The organism is Shewanella sp. 10N.286.48.B5 (assembly GCF_002874355.2).
Classification (GTDB): domain Bacteria; phylum Pseudomonadota; class Gammaproteobacteria; order Enterobacterales; family Shewanellaceae; genus Shewanella.
On record NZ_MCVG02000001.1, the window covers coordinates 1,932,106 to 1,953,058 of the forward strand.

General features: G+C 40.7%; 16 protein-coding genes and 1 pseudogene. 9 read left to right on the forward strand and 8 right to left on the reverse strand.

The genetic code is table 11. From position 1 onward, the window contains the following. Positions 1-6: 6 nt before the first annotated feature. Genes hisH through hisIE form a run of 4 tightly spaced genes read left to right on the forward strand, consistent with a single transcriptional unit; the run spans position 7 to position 2,781 of the window. Positions 7-645: an imidazole glycerol phosphate synthase subunit HisH gene (hisH, locus tag BCU57_RS08315; RefSeq protein ID WP_102437269.1), complete on the forward strand. Its 639-nt coding sequence runs from the start codon at positions 7-9 to the stop codon at positions 643-645. Further along, complete coding sequence (gene hisA / locus BCU57_RS08320) at positions 642-1,379, forward strand: 1-(5-phosphoribosyl)-5-[(5-phosphoribosylamino)methylideneamino]imidazole-4-carboxamide isomerase (RefSeq protein ID WP_102437267.1); 738 nt, start codon at positions 642-644, stop codon at positions 1,377-1,379. Before hisH ends, hisA begins: the two co-directional genes overlap by 4 nt. Then, a complete protein-coding gene (hisF, locus tag BCU57_RS08325) occupies positions 1,361-2,134 on the forward strand; it encodes an imidazole glycerol phosphate synthase subunit HisF (protein ID WP_102437265.1) in 774 nt (257 codons plus the stop codon). The genes hisA and hisF overlap by 19 nt, the downstream gene beginning before the upstream one ends. Positions 2,135-2,157: 23 nt before the next feature. Then, positions 2,158-2,781: a bifunctional phosphoribosyl-AMP cyclohydrolase/phosphoribosyl-ATP diphosphatase HisIE gene (gene hisIE, locus BCU57_RS08330; protein ID WP_102437263.1), complete on the forward strand. Its 624-nt coding sequence runs from the start codon at positions 2,158-2,160 to the stop codon at positions 2,779-2,781. A 123-nt stretch (positions 2,782-2,904) separates the two neighbouring features. On the opposite strand, the gene BCU57_RS08335 is transcribed toward hisIE, so the two are convergent. Beyond that, positions 2,905-3,351 carry a DUF4826 family protein gene (locus BCU57_RS08335; protein WP_102437261.1) on the reverse strand — a complete coding sequence of 149 codons (447 nt, stop codon included), beginning with the start codon at positions 3,349-3,351 and terminating at the stop codon, positions 2,905-2,907. A gap of 261 nt (positions 3,352-3,612) precedes the next feature. On the opposite strand from BCU57_RS08335, the gene BCU57_RS08340 reads away from it, so the two are divergent. From BCU57_RS08340 to BCU57_RS08350, 3 genes are all read left to right on the forward strand, one after another. Beyond that, positions 3,613-4,644 carry a Leu/Phe/Val dehydrogenase gene (locus BCU57_RS08340; RefSeq protein WP_076537679.1) on the forward strand — a complete coding sequence of 344 codons (1,032 nt, stop codon included), beginning with the start codon at positions 3,613-3,615 and terminating at the stop codon, positions 4,642-4,644. A gap of 347 nt (positions 4,645-4,991) precedes the next feature. Continuing rightward, positions 4,992-5,414 carry a CBS domain-containing protein gene (locus BCU57_RS08345; RefSeq protein WP_102437259.1) on the forward strand — a complete coding sequence of 141 codons (423 nt, stop codon included), beginning with the start codon at positions 4,992-4,994 and terminating at the stop codon, positions 5,412-5,414. A gap of 254 nt (positions 5,415-5,668) precedes the next feature. Then, positions 5,669-6,013 carry a hypothetical protein gene (locus BCU57_RS08350; protein WP_102437257.1) on the forward strand — a complete coding sequence of 115 codons (345 nt, stop codon included), beginning with the start codon at positions 5,669-5,671 and terminating at the stop codon, positions 6,011-6,013. A 150-nt stretch (positions 6,014-6,163) separates the two neighbouring features. Here the strand turns inward: BCU57_RS08350 and BCU57_RS08355 are convergent, their stop codons facing one another. Both BCU57_RS08355 and ltrA (BCU57_RS08360) read right to left on the reverse strand, forming a co-directional pair. Continuing rightward, the gene (locus BCU57_RS08355) at positions 6,164-6,556 is read right to left on the reverse strand and encodes a PliI family lysozyme inhibitor of I-type lysozyme (protein ID WP_102437255.1); all 393 of its coding nucleotides are present in this window, start codon (positions 6,554-6,556) and stop codon (positions 6,164-6,166) included. Positions 6,557-8,195: 1,639 nt separating this feature from the next. Then, a complete protein-coding gene (ltrA, locus tag BCU57_RS08360) occupies positions 8,196-9,740 on the reverse strand; it encodes a group II intron reverse transcriptase/maturase (protein WP_413211421.1) in 1,545 nt (514 codons plus the stop codon). A 617-nt stretch (positions 9,741-10,357) separates the two neighbouring features. Here ltrA (BCU57_RS08360) and BCU57_RS08365 point away from each other — a divergent pair. Further along, positions 10,358-11,515, forward strand: a complete 1,158-nt coding sequence (locus BCU57_RS08365) for an acyltransferase family protein (RefSeq protein WP_102437046.1) — start codon at positions 10,358-10,360, stop codon at positions 11,513-11,515. Positions 11,516-11,578: 63 nt separating this feature from the next. Here BCU57_RS08365 and ltrA (BCU57_RS08370) read toward each other — a convergent pair. The 5 genes and pseudogenes from ltrA (BCU57_RS08370) to BCU57_RS08390 all read right to left on the reverse strand — a co-directional run bounded on the left by ltrA (BCU57_RS08370) (position 11,579) and on the right by BCU57_RS08390 (position 20,051). Then, positions 11,579-12,925, reverse strand: a pseudogene (ltrA, locus tag BCU57_RS08370) (group II intron reverse transcriptase/maturase). Positions 12,926-13,746: 821 nt separating this feature from the next. Continuing rightward, a complete protein-coding gene (locus tag BCU57_RS08375) occupies positions 13,747-16,107 on the reverse strand; it encodes a fatty acid cis/trans isomerase (RefSeq protein WP_102436503.1) in 2,361 nt (786 codons plus the stop codon). A 755-nt stretch (positions 16,108-16,862) separates the two neighbouring features. Next, complete coding sequence (locus BCU57_RS08380; RefSeq protein WP_102436505.1) at positions 16,863-18,053, reverse strand: class I SAM-dependent rRNA methyltransferase; 1,191 nt, start codon at positions 18,051-18,053, stop codon at positions 16,863-16,865. Between the two features lie 374 nt (positions 18,054-18,427). Then, positions 18,428-18,856 (reverse strand): DUF2057 family protein, encoded by a 429-nt coding sequence (locus BCU57_RS08385; RefSeq protein ID WP_102436507.1) that lies wholly within the window; start codon positions 18,854-18,856, stop codon positions 18,428-18,430. 274 nt (positions 18,857-19,130) lie between these two features. Then, a complete protein-coding gene (locus BCU57_RS08390) occupies positions 19,131-20,051 on the reverse strand; it encodes a LysR family transcriptional regulator (protein WP_102436509.1) in 921 nt (306 codons plus the stop codon). Between the two features lie 212 nt (positions 20,052-20,263). Between BCU57_RS08390 and BCU57_RS08395 the strand changes: the two genes are divergently transcribed. Continuing rightward, positions 20,264-20,953 carry a type 1 glutamine amidotransferase domain-containing protein gene (locus BCU57_RS08395; RefSeq protein ID WP_102436511.1) on the forward strand — a complete coding sequence of 230 codons (690 nt, stop codon included), beginning with the start codon at positions 20,264-20,266 and terminating at the stop codon, positions 20,951-20,953.

Consider the following 20,953-nt stretch of genomic DNA (forward strand, 5'->3'; position numbering starts at 1 on the left):
GTGAGTATGAATACTGACACTACTGTGATTTTAGACACTGGCTGCGCCAATTTAAGCTCGGTGCGCTTTGCCTTTGAACGCTTAAATGCCGACGTTATCGTGTCACGTGATCATGAGGTTATCAAAGCTGCCACCAGAGTAGTACTGCCTGGCGTAGGAACAGCTGGCGCTGCTATGGATGCCCTCAATAATCGTGATTTAACTGAGGTTATTAAACAGCTCAAGCAACCGGTTATGGGTGTTTGTCTTGGCATGCAAATGATGGCTGACAAGTCTATCGAACACGGTGGCCGCTCAGAAGCAGGCCGCAGTGACAATGATATTACTTGCCTTGGTTTAATCCCAACACAAATTGATCATCTTGATAGTAAAGGACTACCACTACCTCATATGGGCTGGAACCAAATAAGCGTGTCAGATCATCCGCTATTTGAAGGGATAGAAGATGGCAGTTACGTGTACTTTGTCCATAGCTTTAAGGCACCGATAAATAAATACACCATCGCGACATCAGAATACGGTGAAAAGTTTAGCGCCGCCATTGGTAAAGATAATTTCTTTGGGGTGCAGTTTCACCCAGAAAAAAGCGCCAATGTCGGCGCCAAAATATTACAAAATTTCCTAAACATGGGGAAACCAGCATGATCATTCCAGCAATCGATTTAATTGATGGCCAAGTAGTGCGTTTGTACCAAGGTGACTATGCCCAGCAAACCACTTTTAATTTAAGCCCATTAGCACAATTACAGTCATACCAAGACCAAGGCGCAAAGCTATTACACATTGTTGATTTAACTGGTGCGAAAGACCCTGAAAAACGCCAAATAGCACTCATTGGTGAATTAGTAGCGGGCCTGAGCACCGACATACAAGTTGGCGGCGGTATTCGCAGCGAACAGCAAGTTAAAGAGCTGCTTGAGCTAGGAGTTAAACGAGTCGTTATTGGCTCTCTCGCAGTTAAAGAACCAGCATTAGTTAAAAGCTGGTTGCTAAAATACGGTAGCGAAGCCATTTGTTTAGCACTTGATGTCAATATTAACCAGCAAGGCGAGAAAATTGTTGCAGTCTCTGGTTGGCAAACCGGTGGCGGGAAATCACTTGAATCCTTAGTCAGTGAATTTAAAACCGTTGGCCTTAAACATGCTTTAGTCACTGATATTAGCCGTGATGGTACCCTTCAAGGTGCTAACAATGAGCTTTATCAAGAGCTAGCAACCACCTACCCTGACATCAACTGGCAAGCATCAGGTGGCATTGCCTCACTTGATGATGTCGCTGCGGTGAGAGACAGTAACGCCGATGGTATTATCATAGGTAAAGCACTACTTATTCAAAACTTTACCGTTGAGGAGGCAATAACATGTTGGCCAAACGCCTAGTACCTTGCCTTGATGTGCGCGATGGCCAAGTGGTCAAAGGAGTGCAATTTCGTAATCATGAAATTATCGGTGATATTGAGCCCCTTGCGGCGCGTTACGCCCAAGAAGGCGCCGATGAATTAGTCTTTTACGATATTACCGCCAGTGCCCATGAACGGGTCATAGATAAATCCTGGGTAAGCCGGGTTGCTGCGCAAATTGATATTCCGTTTTGCGTCGCTGGCGGCATTAAAACCATTGAGCAAGCTCGGCAAATGCTGGCCTATGGCGCAGATAAAATCTCCATCAACTCGCCAGCGCTTACAGATCCTAGCTTGATATCAAGGCTTCAAGATGAGTTTGGCCGTCAATGTATTGTGATTGGCATTGATTCATTTTATGACGCCGACTCAAACAGCTATAAAGTAAAGCAATTTACTGGTGATGAAGCCGCCACTAAAGACACCCAATGGTACACCCAAGATTGGGTTGAAGAAGTCCAAAAACGCGGCTGTGGTGAAATTGTTTTAAATGTAATGAACCAAGATGGTGTGCGCGGTGGTTACGACATTACACAACTGAGCATCGTCAGAGCCATATGTGATGTACCATTAATAGCATCCGGCGGTGCTGGCACCATGGCACATTTCAAAGAGGTGTTTGAACAAGCGAATGTCGATGCCGCCCTTGCAGCGAGTGTGTTTCATAAAGGCATTATTGATATCAATGAATTAAAACAATACCTAGCCCAGCACAAGATCGCGATCAGGCTATAACTTACAAAACAACAGAGAACACTATGACAACACAAATTACCTTTGATGGCAGTAAGTTAGATTGGGAAAAACAACAAAACTTAATTCCTGCTGTAGTGCAAAACCACCTTACCGGTAAAGTCTTGATGCTAGGTTATATGGACCCAGCAGCACTGGCTAAAACCCTTGAAACAGGCAAAGTCACCTTTTTTAGTCGCTCAAAACAGCGCTTGTGGACAAAAGGTGAAACCTCAGGCAATACCCTAGATTTAGTCGCCATCGATCAAGATTGCGATAATGACAGCTTGCTTGTGCAAGTCATCCCTAATGGCCCAACTTGTCATACCGGCACAGAAAGCTGCTGGGAAGATGGTAATGCCCATAGCTTTATCGATAACTTAACCAATGTGATTATTTCTCGCAAAGGCCAAAGCGCCGAATCAAGTTATACCGCATCTTTATTTGAGCGTGGCACCAAACGAATTGCCCAAAAAGTCGGTGAAGAAGGTTTAGAAACAGCACTAGCGGCAGCCACTAATGATAAAGAAGAATTGATCAATGAAGCTTCAGATCTAATGTATCACTTAATCGTGTTACTTGAAGATCAAAAGCTATCAATGGCACAGGTAAACCAAAACCTAATGCAGCGTCATCTAAATAGTAAGTAGTAGATAAGCCACTTTCTATAGCGTGAATTATTTACTGCAGATTAGGCAACAAAAAAGGCACTATCAAGTGCCTTTGTTATTTTTATTGAAAACAGCTAATTACGGCGTTTTCAAATATAGCTGCTAGGCTTGATCAGCCCAAAGTTTTTCATCACCATGCATCTTATAAAGACTTTCAGCACGAGACACTAATAAGTTAGCAAACTTCAATTGAGTTTCATCTCGGGTCACCCCTGACTTATGTAGGTTTTCTGCTTTAAGTTGCCACATCATTGAAAAATGACGAATCGCATCGCGGGCAGTTGCAGCAACTTTAACATCAACATAATCAGACGGTAAATCACCAGACATCACCCAAAATGTTTGCTTAGTTGGCTGCTTGGACTCCATTTTCCAAATCGCTAAATAAGGCACTAAATAACGGCTTTCATCAGCAATGACTTTTGATGGTATTACACCTTTTTCAGCGAGAAATCGGTTCGCTTTTTGAAATTGTGTTTTTACCCATTCCTGTCTTAATTGCTCAGGATCTTGTTGCGCAGTTGTCGGCTCAGCCACTGATTCACTCATACTACCTTCCTATTTTATTGTTATTTGTTGTCATCATTAATTCAACAATTGCACTCATTTTCAGCTCAAAATGTTACGAAACGATTAAAAAGTTTACGTTTACGTAAAGTGGCAAGCAAAATTGCCACGTAGATCACAAAATTAAATGAATCTAACTTTGTTGAGAGTATCGCTAAATGCTATCGTTCTGCAATAAATATCATAAGCCGTCGTTAATCAGCAGTGGTTGACGACTAATAAATCGCACAGCGGAGATCACAAGTGGCTCTATTTAATCATGTCTCGTTTGATGAACACGAACAGGTCGTGTTTTGTAACGACAAAGAAAGTGGCTTAAAAGCAATTATTGCCATTCACAATACTAACCTTGGGCCAGCAGTTGGCGGGTGTCGTATGTGGAACTACGATTCAGATGATGAAGCACTGACTGACGTATTACGTCTTTCACGTGGTATGACTTATAAAAATGCACTTGCTGGATTAACCATGGGTGGCGGTAAGTCAGTGATCCTTGCCGATCCTAAAACTACAGATCGTGAAGCGTTATTCCGCGCTTTTGGCCGCTGTATTCATACACTTGGCGGTAAATATTTTTCAGCGGAAGATGTTGGCGTAACCACAGCCGATATCATGATTGCTCATGAAGAAACCCCATACATGGCAGGCCTTGAAGGTAAAAGTGGTGATCCTTCACCTTATACTGCTTTAGGTACCTACCTTGGCATTAAAGCAGCGGTAAAACACCAACGTGGTCTTGATAGCTTAAAAGGCCTTAAAATTTCAGTTCAAGGTGTGGGTCATGTGGGATATTACTTATGTAAACACCTGCATGAAGAAGGCGCTGAATTAATCGTAACTGATATTCATCAAGCATCACTTGATAAAGTGGCGACTGAATTTGGCGCGACAGTGGTTGCTCCACAAGACATTTATACTCAAGATGTTGATGTGTATGCGCCATGTGCTTTAGGTGCCACTATCAATGACACGACTATCCCGTTATTAAAAGCAACGATTGTTGCAGGTTGTGCCAATAACCAATTAGCAGAAGTACGCCATGGTGAAACATTAAAAGACATGGGAATTTTATACGCCCCTGACTATGTCATTAATGCTGGCGGTATCATTAATGTTTCGTTTGAAAGTGACTATGATGCAGCTAAATCAACTCAAAAAGTTGAAGAAATCTACAACACGCTACTAAAAATATTTAGCCAAGCTGATGCAGAAAACCGCACCACAGGCGATGTTGCTGATGATATGGCACGTGCCATTATCAATGGCGCAAAGTAACTGTTAGCGCAGTTGATTTAATAGCAGCCGATTAAGTAAAAATACTTAAACGCACATTAATTGCTAAAGAGCACCTATTTAAGGTGCTCTTTTTGTTTCCGACTTCTGACAGGTCAATAAATTAACTTTATACCCATCTTGAATCAATTTTAAATTTATCTTTCAATTCCTGTTTAAACTCAGCTGTTAACTCAGCGATAACTCAGAAATAAGCTTTGAAAGCTTTGAAAGCTTTGAACTGTACACCTCAAAGTAGCTGAATTTAACCTCATAAACTGTATCTTAATTTGATATTTGTTGTCGCTGCAATTGTCTGATATAACTTAATAAAGGAATGGGAGGAAGCGATGAAAACAATTGAACATGTAATGAGTCCTCGAGTTGTCACTGTTGAAATGGATGACAGAATAACTATCGCTAAAAACATTTTTGATAATATGCCATTTCATCATTTAGTGGTGAAGGATGAGCATAATCAAGTTGCAGGTGTTTTATCACGAAAAGATTTATTTAACGCCATAAGTCCCAATTTAGGCACAGCTGCCGAGTTAACCCGCGACATTGATACACTGCAAAAACGAGTTCATCAGGTAATGTCACACCATCCGATCACCATAGGGCCAGAGATAACAATTGAACAAGCCTCACATATATTACTAACTGAAGGTATAACTTGTTTACCAGTACTTAAAAACCAACAGCTTATTGGAATCGTAAGCTGGCGAGATCTGCTATCTCATTATTGTCATTTAGGCTGCAGCGCCGCTTAAAAAGGCATCTAGTGATTGCAGGTATATCACTCTCCACTTATTCGCCCCTTGAGGTTAAAATCATTGCCAATCTCAAGTGTGGCCCCCTGTATTACGCCGAATATACAAGTATTGTCAGCTTTTGAAATAAAAAATATTTTCCTTATCTCAACAAGTACATAGTCTAAGATTCAAAAATAGTTCATCTGATAAACTGGAAAACGTCATATTTGTCTGCTTATCTTAAGGTAGCTTTAGCAGCCAAGGAGTAGGTCATGACAAGTTTTACATATCAGCTGAATCAAGAGAAAATTGAGTTGCATGCCAGTGACTGGAGTGGTGTTGAGCGAGTATTAGTTAACGACAAAGTGGTTTCAAGCAAAATTAACTTTGGTCAGCGCAGTACTCACCAAATTAAGCTACAAAATGGCAAACCTTGCATGTTGCAGTTGCTTATTGATCCCCAAACAGAACAGCTTACCTGTCGGGTGTACAAGCAAAACGAATTGATTGCCAATTTGAAAGAAGGTAAAACCAAGCTGTTAAGCAGTAAAATTATTTTTGAAGCCAGTGTATTACTCGCCTGTTTAGCAAGCTTAGGGCTTTACTGGATGAGTTAGAGGCTTATTGGCTAGTGTGCCTTTGACTTGTTAAATTAACAAGGCTGCTAAAATCTATCTCTCCACACAATAAAAGCCACTTTAAGTGGCTTTTTGGTTATTCATTCATTCATTGAATACAACATAGGAATAAAGGCCGTAAATGCCCTATTAGCATAATGACAAGCTGTCATTATTGATACAAACCAGCTGCGTGTTTTCATAATTACCGCTACCTGCAGTTACTGTGGTAATGGTTATTTTGCGAAGCGGTTCAGACTCAATAGCCACCGACAATATGGTGCCATCTCGGGCAATAATCAGCCCATCAATAAAATCTCCCACATTTAAGTCAGCATATAATTTAATGCTCATAGTACCAATTGATCGTGGTTCAAGCCGCCCTTCTGCAATCACGACCGTTTGATTATTATCCAGTGGATACGCTTTAATAAAGGTGCCGCTAGTTGAGGTGGATATCTGATAACCATCCTTAGCATAGGAAGGACTAGCAAGGAACAAAAGCACAGCGCTTATTAACATCATTAATTTTAACTTCATCATGTCACCTATATATCAGTCAGTAAACTTAACTATAGCAGTTGTTTAGACTTCTTAGAGCAAGATTTCTTTCAAGCTAGATAGTAACTTTCTAACTTACTTTTGATGGCAGATATTAGCTTGCTAAAGCGTTTATGCCCCATAGCCATTTTGAATAAATCAACGTCGCGGTACTGAGTTCACAGCAGATTTATAACGCTGGATTTCACTTAATTTCCAAACTCCGTTTGGATTAACGTCGTGGCGCTTAACAATCCCTCAGCACCCCAACGAAAAATGCTGAAAAACGCATGATTTTCGACGGGGATTGATCCAGCTTCTGACTTCGTTTGTAGACTGCTTCGGTCTTATTCAAAAATGCTAGCGCTTCCGATGGTGCATCCATGCACCGCGGAAGCTAGCTTGGCATCCATGCCAAGCTCACGGCTTTTCTCGATGACCTCAATTCATATTGAGTCTTTTAGCTGATTAGATTCTTGGTATTTTTAGCTTTTTAATTGCAACAAATAAAGTCAAATCGAAGAGAGAATAATTCCAGTGTAGATGCAGCAGCGAGCTTCTGACTGCCAAGGATGGAGGGAATGTCATTATTTGTAGGGAACAAATATGACCAAAACATGGCGAAGTTTCACAGTGTGAAACGCTCTAATCGAGAGGCATGGATGCCGAACTGGCCGTTTAACATGGATGTTATTTGTTTTCGCAGAGCCCACAGGGATGTGTTCACGGCGTGTCTTGGATGCATCTGCACATAAGCCTGCGGCAGGCAATGGATTAGATTGGAGTAATGGCCTGCTGTAACTGAGCCAATTTAAATGAAGTATAAAGTTAGTGATCGTAACACATTTATGCCCAAAACGTGTTTGAAATGGATATCTCTCGAGGTTTAGTCATTTGTATTTACCCTCAATAATCTAATATCACCTTCAATAGAGTGGCCAAATTCGCTATACCACTACACTTTTTCTAATCGATTATGACCGCCTTACTTGTCGTCCAAATGACTGGTTGCCTATACAGGTATAACTGATTTTCTCCAAATTGAGATAATTCTGGCGCCAAAGGATGCGTAAAATGAGCTTTTTACGCATCGATAATTTTGTAACATTCGAGAAAACCCATACATATCAATCTACTGCGAATTTTTTTAAAGTGTTGTATAGACCACGTAAACAAAGACGCATTCTTTCTCCGGCAATATTTTGAGCATTACTTACGTATTTATGAAAAACATTCGATTTACAACAATGACTTAGCAATGGTATCTTTGAGGTTTGAATTGAGCAGCCTGGAACATTATTGTGCTGCTATTGAATAAGCTGTTATACGTTTCTCAAGGATGGAGTATGAAATATATTAAAGGAGCACTATTCAGCTTAGTAATAGGCTATGTCTATTTCCTTCTTACTATCGCTATGATTGGTATTGCTGCCGCAGGTAAAATATTTTGGTGGTTTGAGTGGCAAGACAATTTCCACTTTTATCATATAACTCAAAATTTTATTGGTATAAGTTTAGCTGCATTTATTCCTACTTATATAGTTCATAGCTATGAGCAGCCTAGAAAATGGATTGTCATTTCAGCTGTTATTTTATCTTCTATGATCTTTCACGGTAACATACACTCTATATTTATAGACCCTCAAGGGCTAATTAGGTTTGTACAACAAACTCTGATTAATGGAGATATAGGTTCTATAGGTATCTTTTTAGAAATTACGTTAATGCCTATATTATGGTTATTGGTATTCAAACGTATAATCGGGTAGCCGGAGGTATCTAACCTCCAGCCCCCACACCACCCTGCATGCGGCTCCGCACAGGGCGGTTCATTTAGAGCCCTAACTAAATTTCTGGTTAGGATAATGAACTGCGATCCATCTCTTAGTGAATATAATCCTGCTTTCTTCAGATACTCATTACTCAACGCTTGCTGGATCCCTGGTGTTTTTGAACTTCTCCATGGGCCTTTGCTTGTGATACCACAACCAACGGCCACTTGAATTTTGACGCCACGTTTAAGTAGGTTTTGCACCTTAGTCCGTGGTTTTCGCCACTGACGCCAGTAGCACATACGTACGCGACGACGGATCCAATGGTCTAAGTCGACACACCCTTGATAAGCATTAGCGATGCCAAAATAGTTGATCCAGCCTTGCATGTATTGACGCACTTTAAACAATTGATAACTCATGCTCACGCCCCAGTTTCGGTTCGTCAGCCGCCTCATCTTTTGTTTGAAAATGTGTAATGTTTTAGCATGCCACTGGATCTTTCCTCGGTTAAAGGTAAACCCGAGGAACTTGCTTTGACTTACCTTAACCACTTGGCTTTTCTGTGTATTAACGACCAGTTTTAGCTTAGTAGCAAGATAGTGAGTAATGCTATTAAGTACCCGTTCACCTGCTCGTTGAGATTTAACCAATATGATAAAGTCGTCCGCGTAGCGGGCGAATTTATGCCCTCGGCTTTCCAGCTCTTTATCCAAACTATCCAACATAATGTTTGATAGTAAAGGCGAGAGTGGACCGCCTTGAGGTACTCCTTCAAAGCTTGCTTCAAATTGGTCGTTGACCATCACCCCTGCACGTAGGTATTTACCAATAAGCGCCAAAAGGCGCTTATCCTGTACCTTGCTCTTTATTTGAGTCATGAGTAAATCATGATTAACTCGGTCAAAGAACTTGGACAGATCAACATCAACGGCAAATTTACGTTTCTGTTTGATGATACCCTTAACTTGCAGTACCGCTTGTTTGGCATTTCTATTCGGCCTAAAGCCAAAGCTATTATCCGAGAAAAATGGGTCAAACAGTGGAGTGAGTATTTGGGCTATCGCTTGCTGTAGGACACGGTCAATGACGTTCGGGATCCCCAATTTGCGTTTACCGCCATCGGGTTTATCGATCTCTACACGCCTGACCGCTGAGGGTAGATATTTACCTTGCTCAAGTTGAGTTTTACACTGTTGCCAACCACCTTGTTGCATCCAAATCGGGAAGGCTTCGATAGTCATACCATCGATACCAGCCGCGCCTTTATTGGCTTTAACTTGCCGCCAAGCTCGATGTAAATTCTCAGGTTCGAGTAGTTGCTGGAATAAATCGCTGTTGAAGGCCGGTTGCAGATCAATACGCTGCTGATAGTAATCGTCTGGCGACGTAGTGGGTATCGACAAGTTTGACAAGACTCCTCCTTCTTCTAAATGTTCAGGCCTTCACCATGTACCATCCATTACGATGGGCGTTGGGCTACTATGCCGTCTGCTGACTTCTGCTTAATCACACGCCGAGTTACCTCGTCATGCGCTATCGGTTTCCATCTGATTCGCTCTTTTCAGTCGATGGCGCTGAAAAGCCAAGGCACTTATAAACCAGAGCCTTACTGGTTAATTACCGATCGCGTGTTAAGTAGATCTCCCCAGATAAGAACATGAACTTTCTTTGCACTGCTGCATCATTTACGGTGGCCATTAGATCACGTGGTTTCGTCGTCTTGTGCCAACTCACCTCTAGCCTACGCCTCATATGATGTTCTTGTTCATCAGCTCGCAAATTTGCTAGCGGCTTCCTCCAGACCAATCCTCGCGGATAAGCCCTTGCCATTCGCTAGTAGTTAACGTTTAATAACAGCATGTTAATAAACGGTGACCTTCCTACAGAGGACTTTCACCTCATTAGTTCATGCCCATGCTGGGCGTACACAAACAAATTATGGCAGGGACGCACAAACAACGTGCGCCCCATATTTGAAGCGTTATAAGCCACGCAGATTATGGCACCTGTTAAATTATAAGGTTATCAAATGGAATTGAAAAACACTGTAAGGTTTTCCGAATTAGATTGGCTACGAGTGATATTGATTTTTGCAGTATTCCTTCATCATGTGTGCATGCCTTTTAATGGAGATGGTTGGCACATTATGAATAACGATTCGAGCAAAATGCTCGATGATATCATGGTGTATTTTGAACAATTTAGATTGCCAATCTTATTTTTTATTTCAGGTGTTGGCTCTGTTATCTTGCTATCAAAGGTAACGGTAGTGAAATTTGTCAAGGACAAATTTCTAAGATTATTTATTCCCCTTTTGATTGGCTCTTTGTTAGTGATTCCTCCACAAGTTTACATGGAAAATATTGTTGAGATGCAATCATATTGGCAAGAATACCCATCTCTTGCTTTAAAATTCGAAACTAATCACCTTTGGTTCATAGAGTATCTCTTTGTGTTTTTCTTGCTTGCTATCCCATTAAACAAATTATTTAGCTCATCTTTAGGCGCATCAATAATTAACTTTGTACAAAAATTGTCAAAATACAAAATAGGGCTATATCTACTTGTAACATTACTCATAATAATAAAAGTGTATTTTTCGTTAACTTTTCCAATTGAAGATAAAAAGATAGAAAATTTATCTTCCTCAGCTTTCTATTTTTTCTTTTTTATTTCCGGCATGCTCTTTGTTCGTAGCAACATTATTTGGCAAGCAATATGTGACCAACGATTTTATAATTTACTGTTGTTAGTATTTAGCACGATACTTTTTTATTCTTATTATTACTCCCCTGACTTAAGTGAGTACTTGTCACTAGATATGCGTTGGTCTATTTGGTGGTTGGTTTGTTGCTTAGTTGCATGGTCTGCATTCTTAACTATTTTAGGTTATGCGCAATTCTATTTTACAAAAACACCAAAATGGATAAGTCTTAGTAACGAGTTAATCTACCCTTTTTATATCTTTCACCAAACCGTAATTGTGGTAATAGGCTATTATGTCATCGCATGGCAAGCACCAATATTATTAAAGGTTATTTCTCTTTTCGCTTTATCCTTTTTAGTTACCTCCCTAATTTGTTGGTATCTTATTAAACCATCAAATATTTTAAGGTTTTTGTTTGGTTTAAAGCCTAAAAACAATGTTGTGCCAGTGGCTTATCATCGGGTAGCCGGAGGTATCTAACCTCCAGCCCCCACACCACCCTGCATGCGGCTCCGCACAGGGCGGTTCATTTAGAACACCTAACTAAACTTTCTGGTTAGGATAGTGAACTGCGACCCATCCATCTCTTAGTGAATATAATCCTGCTTTCTTCAGATACTCATTACTCAACGCTTGCTGGATCCCTGGTGTTTTTGAACTTCTCCATGGGCCTTTGCTTGTGATACCACAACCAACGGCCACTTGAATTTTGACGCCACGTTTAAGTAGGTTTTGCACCTTAGTCCGTGGTTTTCGCCACTGACGCCAGTAGCACATACGTACGCGACGACGGATCCAATGGTCTAAATCGACACACCCTTGATAAGCATTAGCGATGCCAAAGTAATTGATCCAGCCTTGCATGTATTGACGCACTTTAAACAGCTGATATTCCATACTAACGCCCCAATTTCGGTTCGTTAGTCGTCTCATCTTTTGTTTGAAAATGTGCAATGTTTTAGCATGCCACTGGATTTTCCCGCGATTAAATGTGAAGCCTAGGAACTTGCTTTGACTTACCTTAACCACTTGGCTTTTCTGTTCATTAACAACCAGTTTTAGCTTAGTGGCAAGGTATTGAGTGATGCTCTTGAGTACTCGTTCTCCCGCTCGAATAGACTTTACCAAAATGATAAAGTCGTCCGCGTAGCGGGCGAATTTATGCCCTCGGCTTTCCAGCTCTTTATCCAGACTATCCAACATAATGTTAGAGAGTAATGGCGAGAGTGGACCACCTTGAGGCACACCTTCAAAGCTTGCTTCAAATTGGCCATTGACCATCACACCTGCTCGTAGGTACTTACCAATAAGCGCCAACAGACGCTTATCCTGCACCTTACTTCTAAGTTGAGTCATCAAGAGATCATGATTAACTCGGTCAAAGAACTTAGACAGATCAACATCGACGGCAAATTTGCGTTTCTGTTTGATGATATCCCTTACTTGCAGTACCGCTTGTTTGGCATTTCTATTCGGCCTAAAACCAAAGCTGTTAGTCGAGAAGAATGGGTCAAACAGTGGCGTGAGTATTTGAGCTATCGCTTGCTGTATCACACGGTCAATGACGTTAGGGATCCCCAATTTGCGTATACCGCCATCGGGTTTGTCGATCTCAACACGCCTTACTGCTGAGGGCTTATACTCACCTCGCTCTAATTGAGATTTACACTGTTGCCAGCCGCCTTGTTGCATCCAAAGCGGGAAAGCTTCGATGGTCATGCCATCGATGCCTGGTGCGCCTTTATTGGCTTTAACTTGACGCCACGCTCGGTGTAGATTTTCAGGTTCGAGTAGTTGCTGGAATAAATCGCTGTTGAAGGCGGGTTACAGATCAATACGCTGCTGATAGTAATCGTCTGGCGACGTAGTGGGTATCGACAAGTTTGACAAGACTCCTCCTTCTTCTAAATGTTCAGGCCTTCACCATATCCCAACCATTACGATGGGCGTTGGGCTACTCGGCAACTGCTCCTGCGTTGCTCTACCTCCTGCATCCATGCAGTCGTATGCCGTCTGCTGCCTTCTGCATAATCACATGCCGAGTTGCCCCGTCATGCGCTATCGGTTTCCATCTGATTCGCTCTTTTCAGTCGATGACGCTGAAAAGCCAAGGCACTTATAAACCAGAGCCTTACTGGTTAGTGACCGATCGCGAGTTAAGCAAATCTCCCCACTCTTTATTGGTAGAGAAGGAGCATGAACTTTCTTTGCACTGCTGCATCATTTACGGTGGCCATTAGATCACGTGATTTCGTCGTCTTGTACCCTTGCTTCGCGGGGCAGACCCTGCCAACTCATCTCTAGCCTACGCCTCATATGATGTTCTTGTTCATCAGCTCGCCTGTTGCCGATAAAAAAGTGCTAGCGGCTTCCTTCAGACCAATCCTCGCGGATAAGCCCTTGCCATTCGCTAGTAGTTAACGTTTAATAACAGTATGTTATTCTCTTTTAGAAAGAGTAACGGTGATCTTCCTACAGAGGACTTTCACCTCATTAGTTCATGCCCATGCTGGGCGTACACAAACAAATCAACGCGGACTAATAAAGCTTGGCTCGGTTCTAAATGAGTGACCATTCCCCCTTGGCCACTCAAACAAAATGATGAGTTAAATTGATAACAAATTTCTCGGAAACAACAGTTAAATTATTTTAAAATCATATACAAGAATACTAGTAATATTGAAGCCAATTATCTTTCATCGCTAATATGATTATCTGTTTTGAATTCGATTGTAATCAAGTATGCCTGCATCTATTGGATGATTTTTTTTGTATTGCGTCATCAAGGTGTCACTGAATGCCCAAAAAGCAGGGTCAGTTCTTCGAACGCCATAGTTATCTAACAATCTTTTGTAATCAGCATTGGTTTTAACCTTAAGAACTTGAGCGACTAATGCGGGCAGCTCAGCTTCTTTTACGCGCCAAAAAGCATTGGGGTAACTTCCAAGTAGGCCGTTAACCAGTGTCACATTATCGCGTTTATATAGCCGGTTGGATTCTTCATCAAATAAGCTAGAGATGTTTTTATGGGCACTGTTTCTTATTAGGGTGAAAAGCTGAGGTTCAACAGAGGTATCTGCAGCTTCAATCACAATATAAGTAAGTTCAGGGAATATAGATGCATTTTCCCCTTGTAGATGATTAATCCTTTGAAGGTGCGCCTTACTCTCATCTGAAAGCTGGGTTGACTCAAGTGCATAACGAGTTGGCGTTACCTTTGCGACTCGCTGTTTGAGCATTTGCAATAATTCATGCTTAGGGTCGTTTGTCGTATAAATAACTTCTGTGGGTTTACTGAACTCATTGATATTGCCTTCAAGATGATCTGTTAAATACAGACTTGCATCTTGATACCAATCAGCAAGCTCTTGGTGACGGTTTTTCGTTGGTAACAAGGTTAAAAAGTTCGACTCACCTTCCATGCGAAGAAGATCCATGTACATGCGAGTAATTAATTGATGGCCAAAATTACCATAGACATCATAACCAGCCACAAGCAGGTAATGAATGCGCTCTAATAACGAATAACTGATAACCCAAGCGGTTTTAGGTTGCTCACCGATTAAGCCTTTCACGACTGATGCATTATCAAAATGGCGAAATACCGTTAGGCTAGCATTAGCATTCGTACCATTGCCGTCCCAAATAAGCTGAGTGGTTAAGTGCTCATTATTTTCGAATTCTTCTTCCAAGAATGCATTTTTAGCCCGAAGAAAGCGGCCCTGTTGTCTAGCATATTTAATCCAATTACTCACAGGCCGCAAAGTATTACTTTCCTCCTCAGCAGGAAGGGTCAGGTTGTCGGCCTGTGAGCGATAAAATTCATTTAATTGTGAGAGGCTAGACATATCAGGGTCGACAAAAAACACCCAAAATCTGTCATTAATAACATCAAGTGCAAGCTGTCCTCGACATACCGGGCCTTTTATATACGCCATAATGGTATTTTGCGCATTATCAAGCATGAACTTATAGCGCGCCTCTACGGGTAATTCTGTGAAGGCGATAAGCGGATTTGCAGCAACTGATGGTTTATAACTTGGTAAAGCGCTAACTGTATAATTTGGTTCAATAAACAATGACTTTATACGCTCAAGCTTTTTATCGCTGAGTGCATATGGCATATGTGTTTTATCGACAATGGTTTCGCGCACTTGTTCTAAGCGATAGTAAAACGAATCTGTCTTTGGATCATCGTAAGGTCGACGTGTTGCGATGACATCGACGACTTCCCCAGGGGCGGTTTTCGATCTAACCAATTTAAAAAAAGTGGGTACCCCTTGCAGGCCAATTTCCTCGTTCTCGAAATATAAATGTGAAACAAACAAATGTTCAAATATATAGCGACTTGTTAGTTGTTGTTTTAATGATTTTTTATTGAGGAATGTTTCCCATTTCTCCACCGCTATAAGTTCATTGCTTGAAGGAGGAGCGACAGCTGTCATTGGTGCTCCATCCACAAGCCACTGCAACAAGATATTATTTTCATTGTTTGATATTTGCGGTAAGCCATAAGGCATCCCCCATTTAGGGAAATCCTCTTCATAGCTGTCCATTTCTTCAATCGATGGGCACTGTTGGTTATGATCAAGGGAGAAGTCCCACGAGTCATCAAGTATGTCTTCTGTTGGTAAAGGATGGCTTTGTTTTAACAGTAGCATTCGCGCAATAACACCGGCTTGTATATTGGCTGCTGGTGATTGTGAGCGTTCATTCAGTACTGGAGTAAAGCCTTTATCACGCCATTGCGCAGTTGTTTGGGCATCGAGAAACATGCGAGTAGTATTTGCAGAAAGTAACCGCGTACCTTGGTACACTTTATCTTTATTCGCACCACGGTCTATACCTTCAGCGGATGACATCTTAAGTTGACAAGGCGCATCGTAACAAGCGTGGCAGACAACACATCGGTTATCGATTATAGGTTTAACCTCATTAATATAGCTTTGAGCTTGAACTGAGTTTGTTTCTACCATGCGCTGTTGGGGCTGCGCTTTACCGTATAACTTATCGTAATTAAAACCCACAAAAATCGCGCAACCTGACAAGATAACACAAAGAAAAATTACCATTGTGCGGCTGTAGTACTTCAAAAAAAAATTATACATAGTCAATTGGCAACCTCTTGGTTTGTTGCGTTTGCATCAAATGATTATTGATGGTTTTGTGGCAAAAAATTTGCTGTTGCTTCAGGAATAATCTTTCCCATCTCATTCAGCGATTCAATTAATCAATGATAAGGAATGAATTTGAATAGAAATATTTTGTTATTGAGTTTAACCTTTGCTGCTTGGGTTGGTATGGCTTGTCACCAATGAGTTATCTTTATCTCATTCTGTCATAGCGAGTAATTTGCCACTCCTTCAATCACTTGGCGTGGGTTTATTGAATATGCGCCTATATGGCCTAACAAGCTAGTTCAATATCAATTTATCTCGAACACATCGAGGTCCAGAACGACAAAACCTAGCCTAAAAGTAGTCTAGTTATACTGTGCTATCAATAAACACAGTAATAGCCTAGTAAAATTGAGCAGATCATCACAGAGCGAATCCAGGCATAAACGAGTGTTATATAAGTGATAGGGTTTTACGCATTCTAAAGCCAGCGTATTTTTAAGTGAAAAGACCACTGAGGGCAGATAAAAAGTCTAACTTTTTTATTGGTTAGTTGAATCATATCTTATGATTCAAGATGCTGCTGTAAAGACAAAAAGTCTGACCTTAATATCTGCCTACTTCAAGTTATTTTTGGCATAAAAAAGGCTACCCGTAGGTAGCCTTAAATCCCCAGCTCTGAAGCAAGCTTCAGCGCAAATGGTGTAAAATTAGCAGACTCTAGCAACTAAGCCTTTTAAATAGAATCCTTCAGGGAAGCCGCTACCGATTGGGTGATCGCTGGCTTGGCTTAAGCGGTCAATAAACTGTACATCACGCTTGGCATCTAAGGCTGCATCTGCCACAACCTTTTGGAATAAGTCCGCAGGCATCAGCCCAGAACAAGAGAATGTCAGTAAAATGCCGCCTGGATTTAATAACTGCATCGCAATCATGTTGATATCTTTGTATCCGCGACAAGCACCGTTTAGTTGGGCTTTATTATCGGCAAATTTTGGTGGGTCTAATACAATAACATCAAAGGTTTTACCCTCGTCACGGTACTGGCGTAATAGCTTAAATACATCAGCTTCATGGTAATTAACATGGTCATCATTAAAGCCATTGATTTGCATATTTTTACGGGCGGTATCTAACGCTAACGCCGACACATCAACGTTTTCAATGCTCGATGCGCCGCCTTTAGCGGCGTATAAGCCAAAGGTGCCGGTGTAACAAAAACAGTTAAGTACTGACTTGTCTTTTACAAATCTGGCAGCAATATTGCGGTTATCACGTTGGTCTAAATAAAAGCCGGTCTTATGACCTTTAGTGACATCAACTGCGATTTTAATGCCGTTTTCTTCAATGATCACTGGCATTTCTGGCAGCTCACCATGAAGTAAACCCGTTACCGGCTTTAACCCCTCTTTTTTACGAGAGTCAACATCTGAGCGCTCATAGATAGCGCAATCAGGATAAAGCTCAGCGAGGACTGATACTAAGGTATCACGCCAGTAATCTGCGCCCGTGTTAAGTAACTGGCACACTAATACATTAGCGTATTTATCAATGGTTATGCCAGGCAGTCCATCTGACTCAGCAGCAACCAGTCTGTAACCGGTTAAACCCTGCTCAGCAATTAATGCTTCACGGCCTGCTTGGGCTCGTTGAATGCGGCGAACAAAAAAGTCTCTATCGATAGCTTCTTCTTTATCAAAGCTCCAAATACGCACTTGAATTTGCGACTCTGGTGACCAAGCACCACGACCTAACCAATGACCATCATGGGCTACAACATCAACAGTTTCACCAGCTTGTGGTTTTCCTTTAATATTGTGTATACCACTTGCAAAAACCCAAGGGTGTTTACGTTCAAGTGATTTCTCACGCTTTGGTCTAAGCTTGATTCTGATAGCCATGATGTTGCCTTTTTCAAATTGGGATACGGATGATAAGGATCCTCAGAAAGGAACGCAAGAAACAATAGTAAAATATAGCGTATAGCAGGCTTTAACGGATTAAAAAGCAAGATGATGTTGCTAAAATGATGTTACTAAGATGAGGTCTAGCATCGCTAAATTTATACACGGCTGATTATATTTTACCGAGTGTAAGCAGTCATTAGGTTATTTTCTTGTTTATATTTACAGCTCAAATATGAGCTCTCTCATTTTTATATCATTATTCTCCTTTAAATTTACAACCCAAAAAACGCTAGTTAAAATAAATTCAATAGCGTTTTTAAATAATTTGAAAATTGAAACAGCAAATTGCAACGACAAAATATTAACCATTACTTTTCATGTAATAACAGGGTAAATAATTGAGATTGGCTTAATAAGGTAATATTTTTATAATTATTACCATCTGTGGTTAATGAAATAATCGGGTTTTGTAAAAAGTCTTTGGCATCATCTGCAGAATACAATTCTGGTATGTCTAAATGATATGTTTCACTGCCCTGTACATCGAGTCTTAAATATAGCGGCTCTGATTTTACCCAATAACCTGAGTCATCGGCATTATCTTGAAATAAATCACTATAGCTAATTTCTAACAAATGTAGCCCTTGGCCTAAGTCTACCTCACGCTGAAACTCTACAATAACACCATTAACGCTATCGACATCAAGATCGTCATGAAAGGTTATGCTGGCGGACTGGGCTGTAAAACTGCTGAGTAATAATCCCATAGCAATCGCTAATGTTAATTTAGTCTTCATGTTCAACTCCAATAAATTAATAGTTAATGTCACTTATATTCAAGCTAGCAACTGTGCTTTCACAACGGTCATTTAATTAGACCTAATGCCGCCATAAAAAATTTCACAAATACACTATTTAATTTATTTGAAGACGAACAATACAATCATTAAAAAATAAAACCTGTTGATAATCAACATCACAAACAATAATAAAATCTGATCAACACTTAAATGTTTATCAAAATTTTAATATCATTAAACATCGCTGCAGATTTACCTAATAGGCTTCAACTCACAAAATCGATTGCTCAAGATTACGTATTTTTTTATCAAAGTACGCTTTTAAGAAATCTAGCAATAAGCGCACTTTTTTAGAATCTGTCGCCCCGGGTGGAAATACCCCATAAATGGTAATGTCACTAAATTGATAATCATCCAATACGGTTTCTAAACTGCCCTGTTTCACTTTTGGCCAAGCATCATAGGTTGGCACTCGCCCTATCCCATGGCCGCCTTCAATGAATGCGGTACGCGCTGAGGCGTTATTGGTGGTAATTGAGCCTTTCATTTCAATACTAAATGAGCGTGAACCCTTATTAAGATGCAGCACTTTTTTTTGTGGTTTATACATCACCCAGTCATGGCTGGATAAATCAGCTGGGGTTTCTGGCCTGCCGTATTTATTAAAATACTCAACCGAGCCACATAGGCAAGTTTTGAGCACACATAATTTAGTTGCCTGTAAGCCTGAGTCAACCAAAGGCGCACCACGAATAGCTAGATCAATGCCTTGATTGATAATATTAACGATTTCATCAGTTAACATCACATCAAGTTCAATTTTTGGGTACAAACGTTTAAATTCATTAAGGGCTGGCACTATGGTTTCTAAGCCAGCGTTGACAGGACAGGTGATCCTAATCAAACCCATAGGCTCACTTTTCATATTCTCAATTTGCTTGTTGGCCGTGTTAGCTTGATCGGCTATCACTTTACAAGATTGATAATAGGCTTCACCTTCTTCGGTCAAACTAATACTTCGAGTAGATCGATTTAACAGTCTTACCTCTAAATGCGCTTCAAGCTTTTTTATGTGATAACTCACTACCGCCCTTGAAAGACCAATATGCTTTGCTGCGCCGCTTAAACTGCCCTGTTCAACAACTTGGGCAAAAACCACCATGCTTTTCAACTGCTCAAATGACACATTCATATTTTAATATCCAAGAGTTTATTTACTGGAATATTGTATCAATTATTTAAACAATGAAGTCAATTATATCTGCATTGTCAGATGCTAATTGGCTTTCTATACTGTAGCCACTTTCAACAAAGAGATAATAACTTTCTCTTTTGAATCACTCTACATCAGAACTTATGCAAGCTTTGTACTTGCCGTAATAACTAAAATAAAAGGGTTTTAAAATGACACAGAAAAAAGTATTAATGGTGCTTACCTCTCATTCAGAACTAGGCAACACGGGTAACAAAACTGGTTTTTGGGTCGAAGAATTTGCCGCTCCATATTATGTGTTTTTAGATGCAGGTTTTGAAATCACCCTCGCATCGCCAGCAGGCGGACAACCACCGATTGATCCAAGCAGTGAACTAGAAGGCTTTCAAACCACTGACACTCAGCGCTTTGATGACGATAGCCAAGCTAAAATGGCACTGGCTAACACCAACGTATTAGCTGATATTGATGCCAGTGATTACGACGCGGTATTTTATCCTGGCGGTCACGGTCCACTGTGGGACTTAACAGATAATGCAGACTCTATTAAATTAATCGCGCAATTTATTGCTCAAAACAAACCTGTTGCTGCGGTATGTCATGCAACGGCAGCGTTACTTAACGTAAAACAAGATGACCAGTACCTTGTAAAAGGTAAAGCGGTAACTGGTTTTACAAATAGTGAAGAAGATGCTGTGCAATTAACTGATGTAGTTCCTTTTTTATTAGAAGATGAATTACTAAAACGTGATGCAGATTACCAAAAAGCAGCTGACTGGCATGCGTTTTCAGTTCAAGATGGGCTAGTTATTACAGGCCAAAATCCTGCAAGCTCATCATTAACAGCACAAAAATTAGTTGCTCAGATCACTGAGTCATAA

Bases quoted from the DNA above. Each gene is read 5' to 3' on its own strand.
- hisH (WP_102437269.1), top strand. From the start codon at position 7: ATGAATACTGACACTACTGTGATTTTAGACACTGGCTGCGCCAATTTA.
- hisA (WP_102437267.1), top strand. From the start codon at position 642: ATGATCATTCCAGCAATCGATTTAATTGATGGCCAAGTAGTGCGTTTG.
- hisF (WP_102437265.1), top strand. From the start codon at position 1,361: ATGTTGGCCAAACGCCTAGTACCTTGCCTTGATGTGCGCGATGGCCAA.
- hisIE (WP_102437263.1), top strand. From the start codon at position 2,158: ATGACAACACAAATTACCTTTGATGGCAGTAAGTTAGATTGGGAAAAA.
- BCU57_RS08335 (WP_102437261.1), bottom strand. From the start codon at position 3,351: ATGAGTGAATCAGTGGCTGAGCCGACAACTGCGCAACAAGATCCTGAG.
- BCU57_RS08345 (WP_102437259.1), top strand. From the start codon at position 4,992: ATGAAAACAATTGAACATGTAATGAGTCCTCGAGTTGTCACTGTTGAA.
- BCU57_RS08350 (WP_102437257.1), top strand. From the start codon at position 5,669: ATGACAAGTTTTACATATCAGCTGAATCAAGAGAAAATTGAGTTGCAT.
- BCU57_RS08355 (WP_102437255.1), bottom strand. From the start codon at position 6,556: ATGATGAAGTTAAAATTAATGATGTTAATAAGCGCTGTGCTTTTGTTC.
- BCU57_RS08365 (WP_102437046.1), top strand. From the start codon at position 10,358: ATGGAATTGAAAAACACTGTAAGGTTTTCCGAATTAGATTGGCTACGA.
- BCU57_RS08375 (WP_102436503.1), bottom strand. From the start codon at position 16,107: ATGGTAATTTTTCTTTGTGTTATCTTGTCAGGTTGCGCGATTTTTGTG.
- BCU57_RS08380 (WP_102436505.1), bottom strand. From the start codon at position 18,053: ATGGCTATCAGAATCAAGCTTAGACCAAAGCGTGAGAAATCACTTGAA.
- BCU57_RS08385 (WP_102436507.1), bottom strand. From the start codon at position 18,856: ATGAAGACTAAATTAACATTAGCGATTGCTATGGGATTATTACTCAGC.
- BCU57_RS08390 (WP_102436509.1), bottom strand. From the start codon at position 20,051: ATGAATGTGTCATTTGAGCAGTTGAAAAGCATGGTGGTTTTTGCCCAA.
- BCU57_RS08395 (WP_102436511.1), top strand. From the start codon at position 20,264: ATGACACAGAAAAAAGTATTAATGGTGCTTACCTCTCATTCAGAACTA.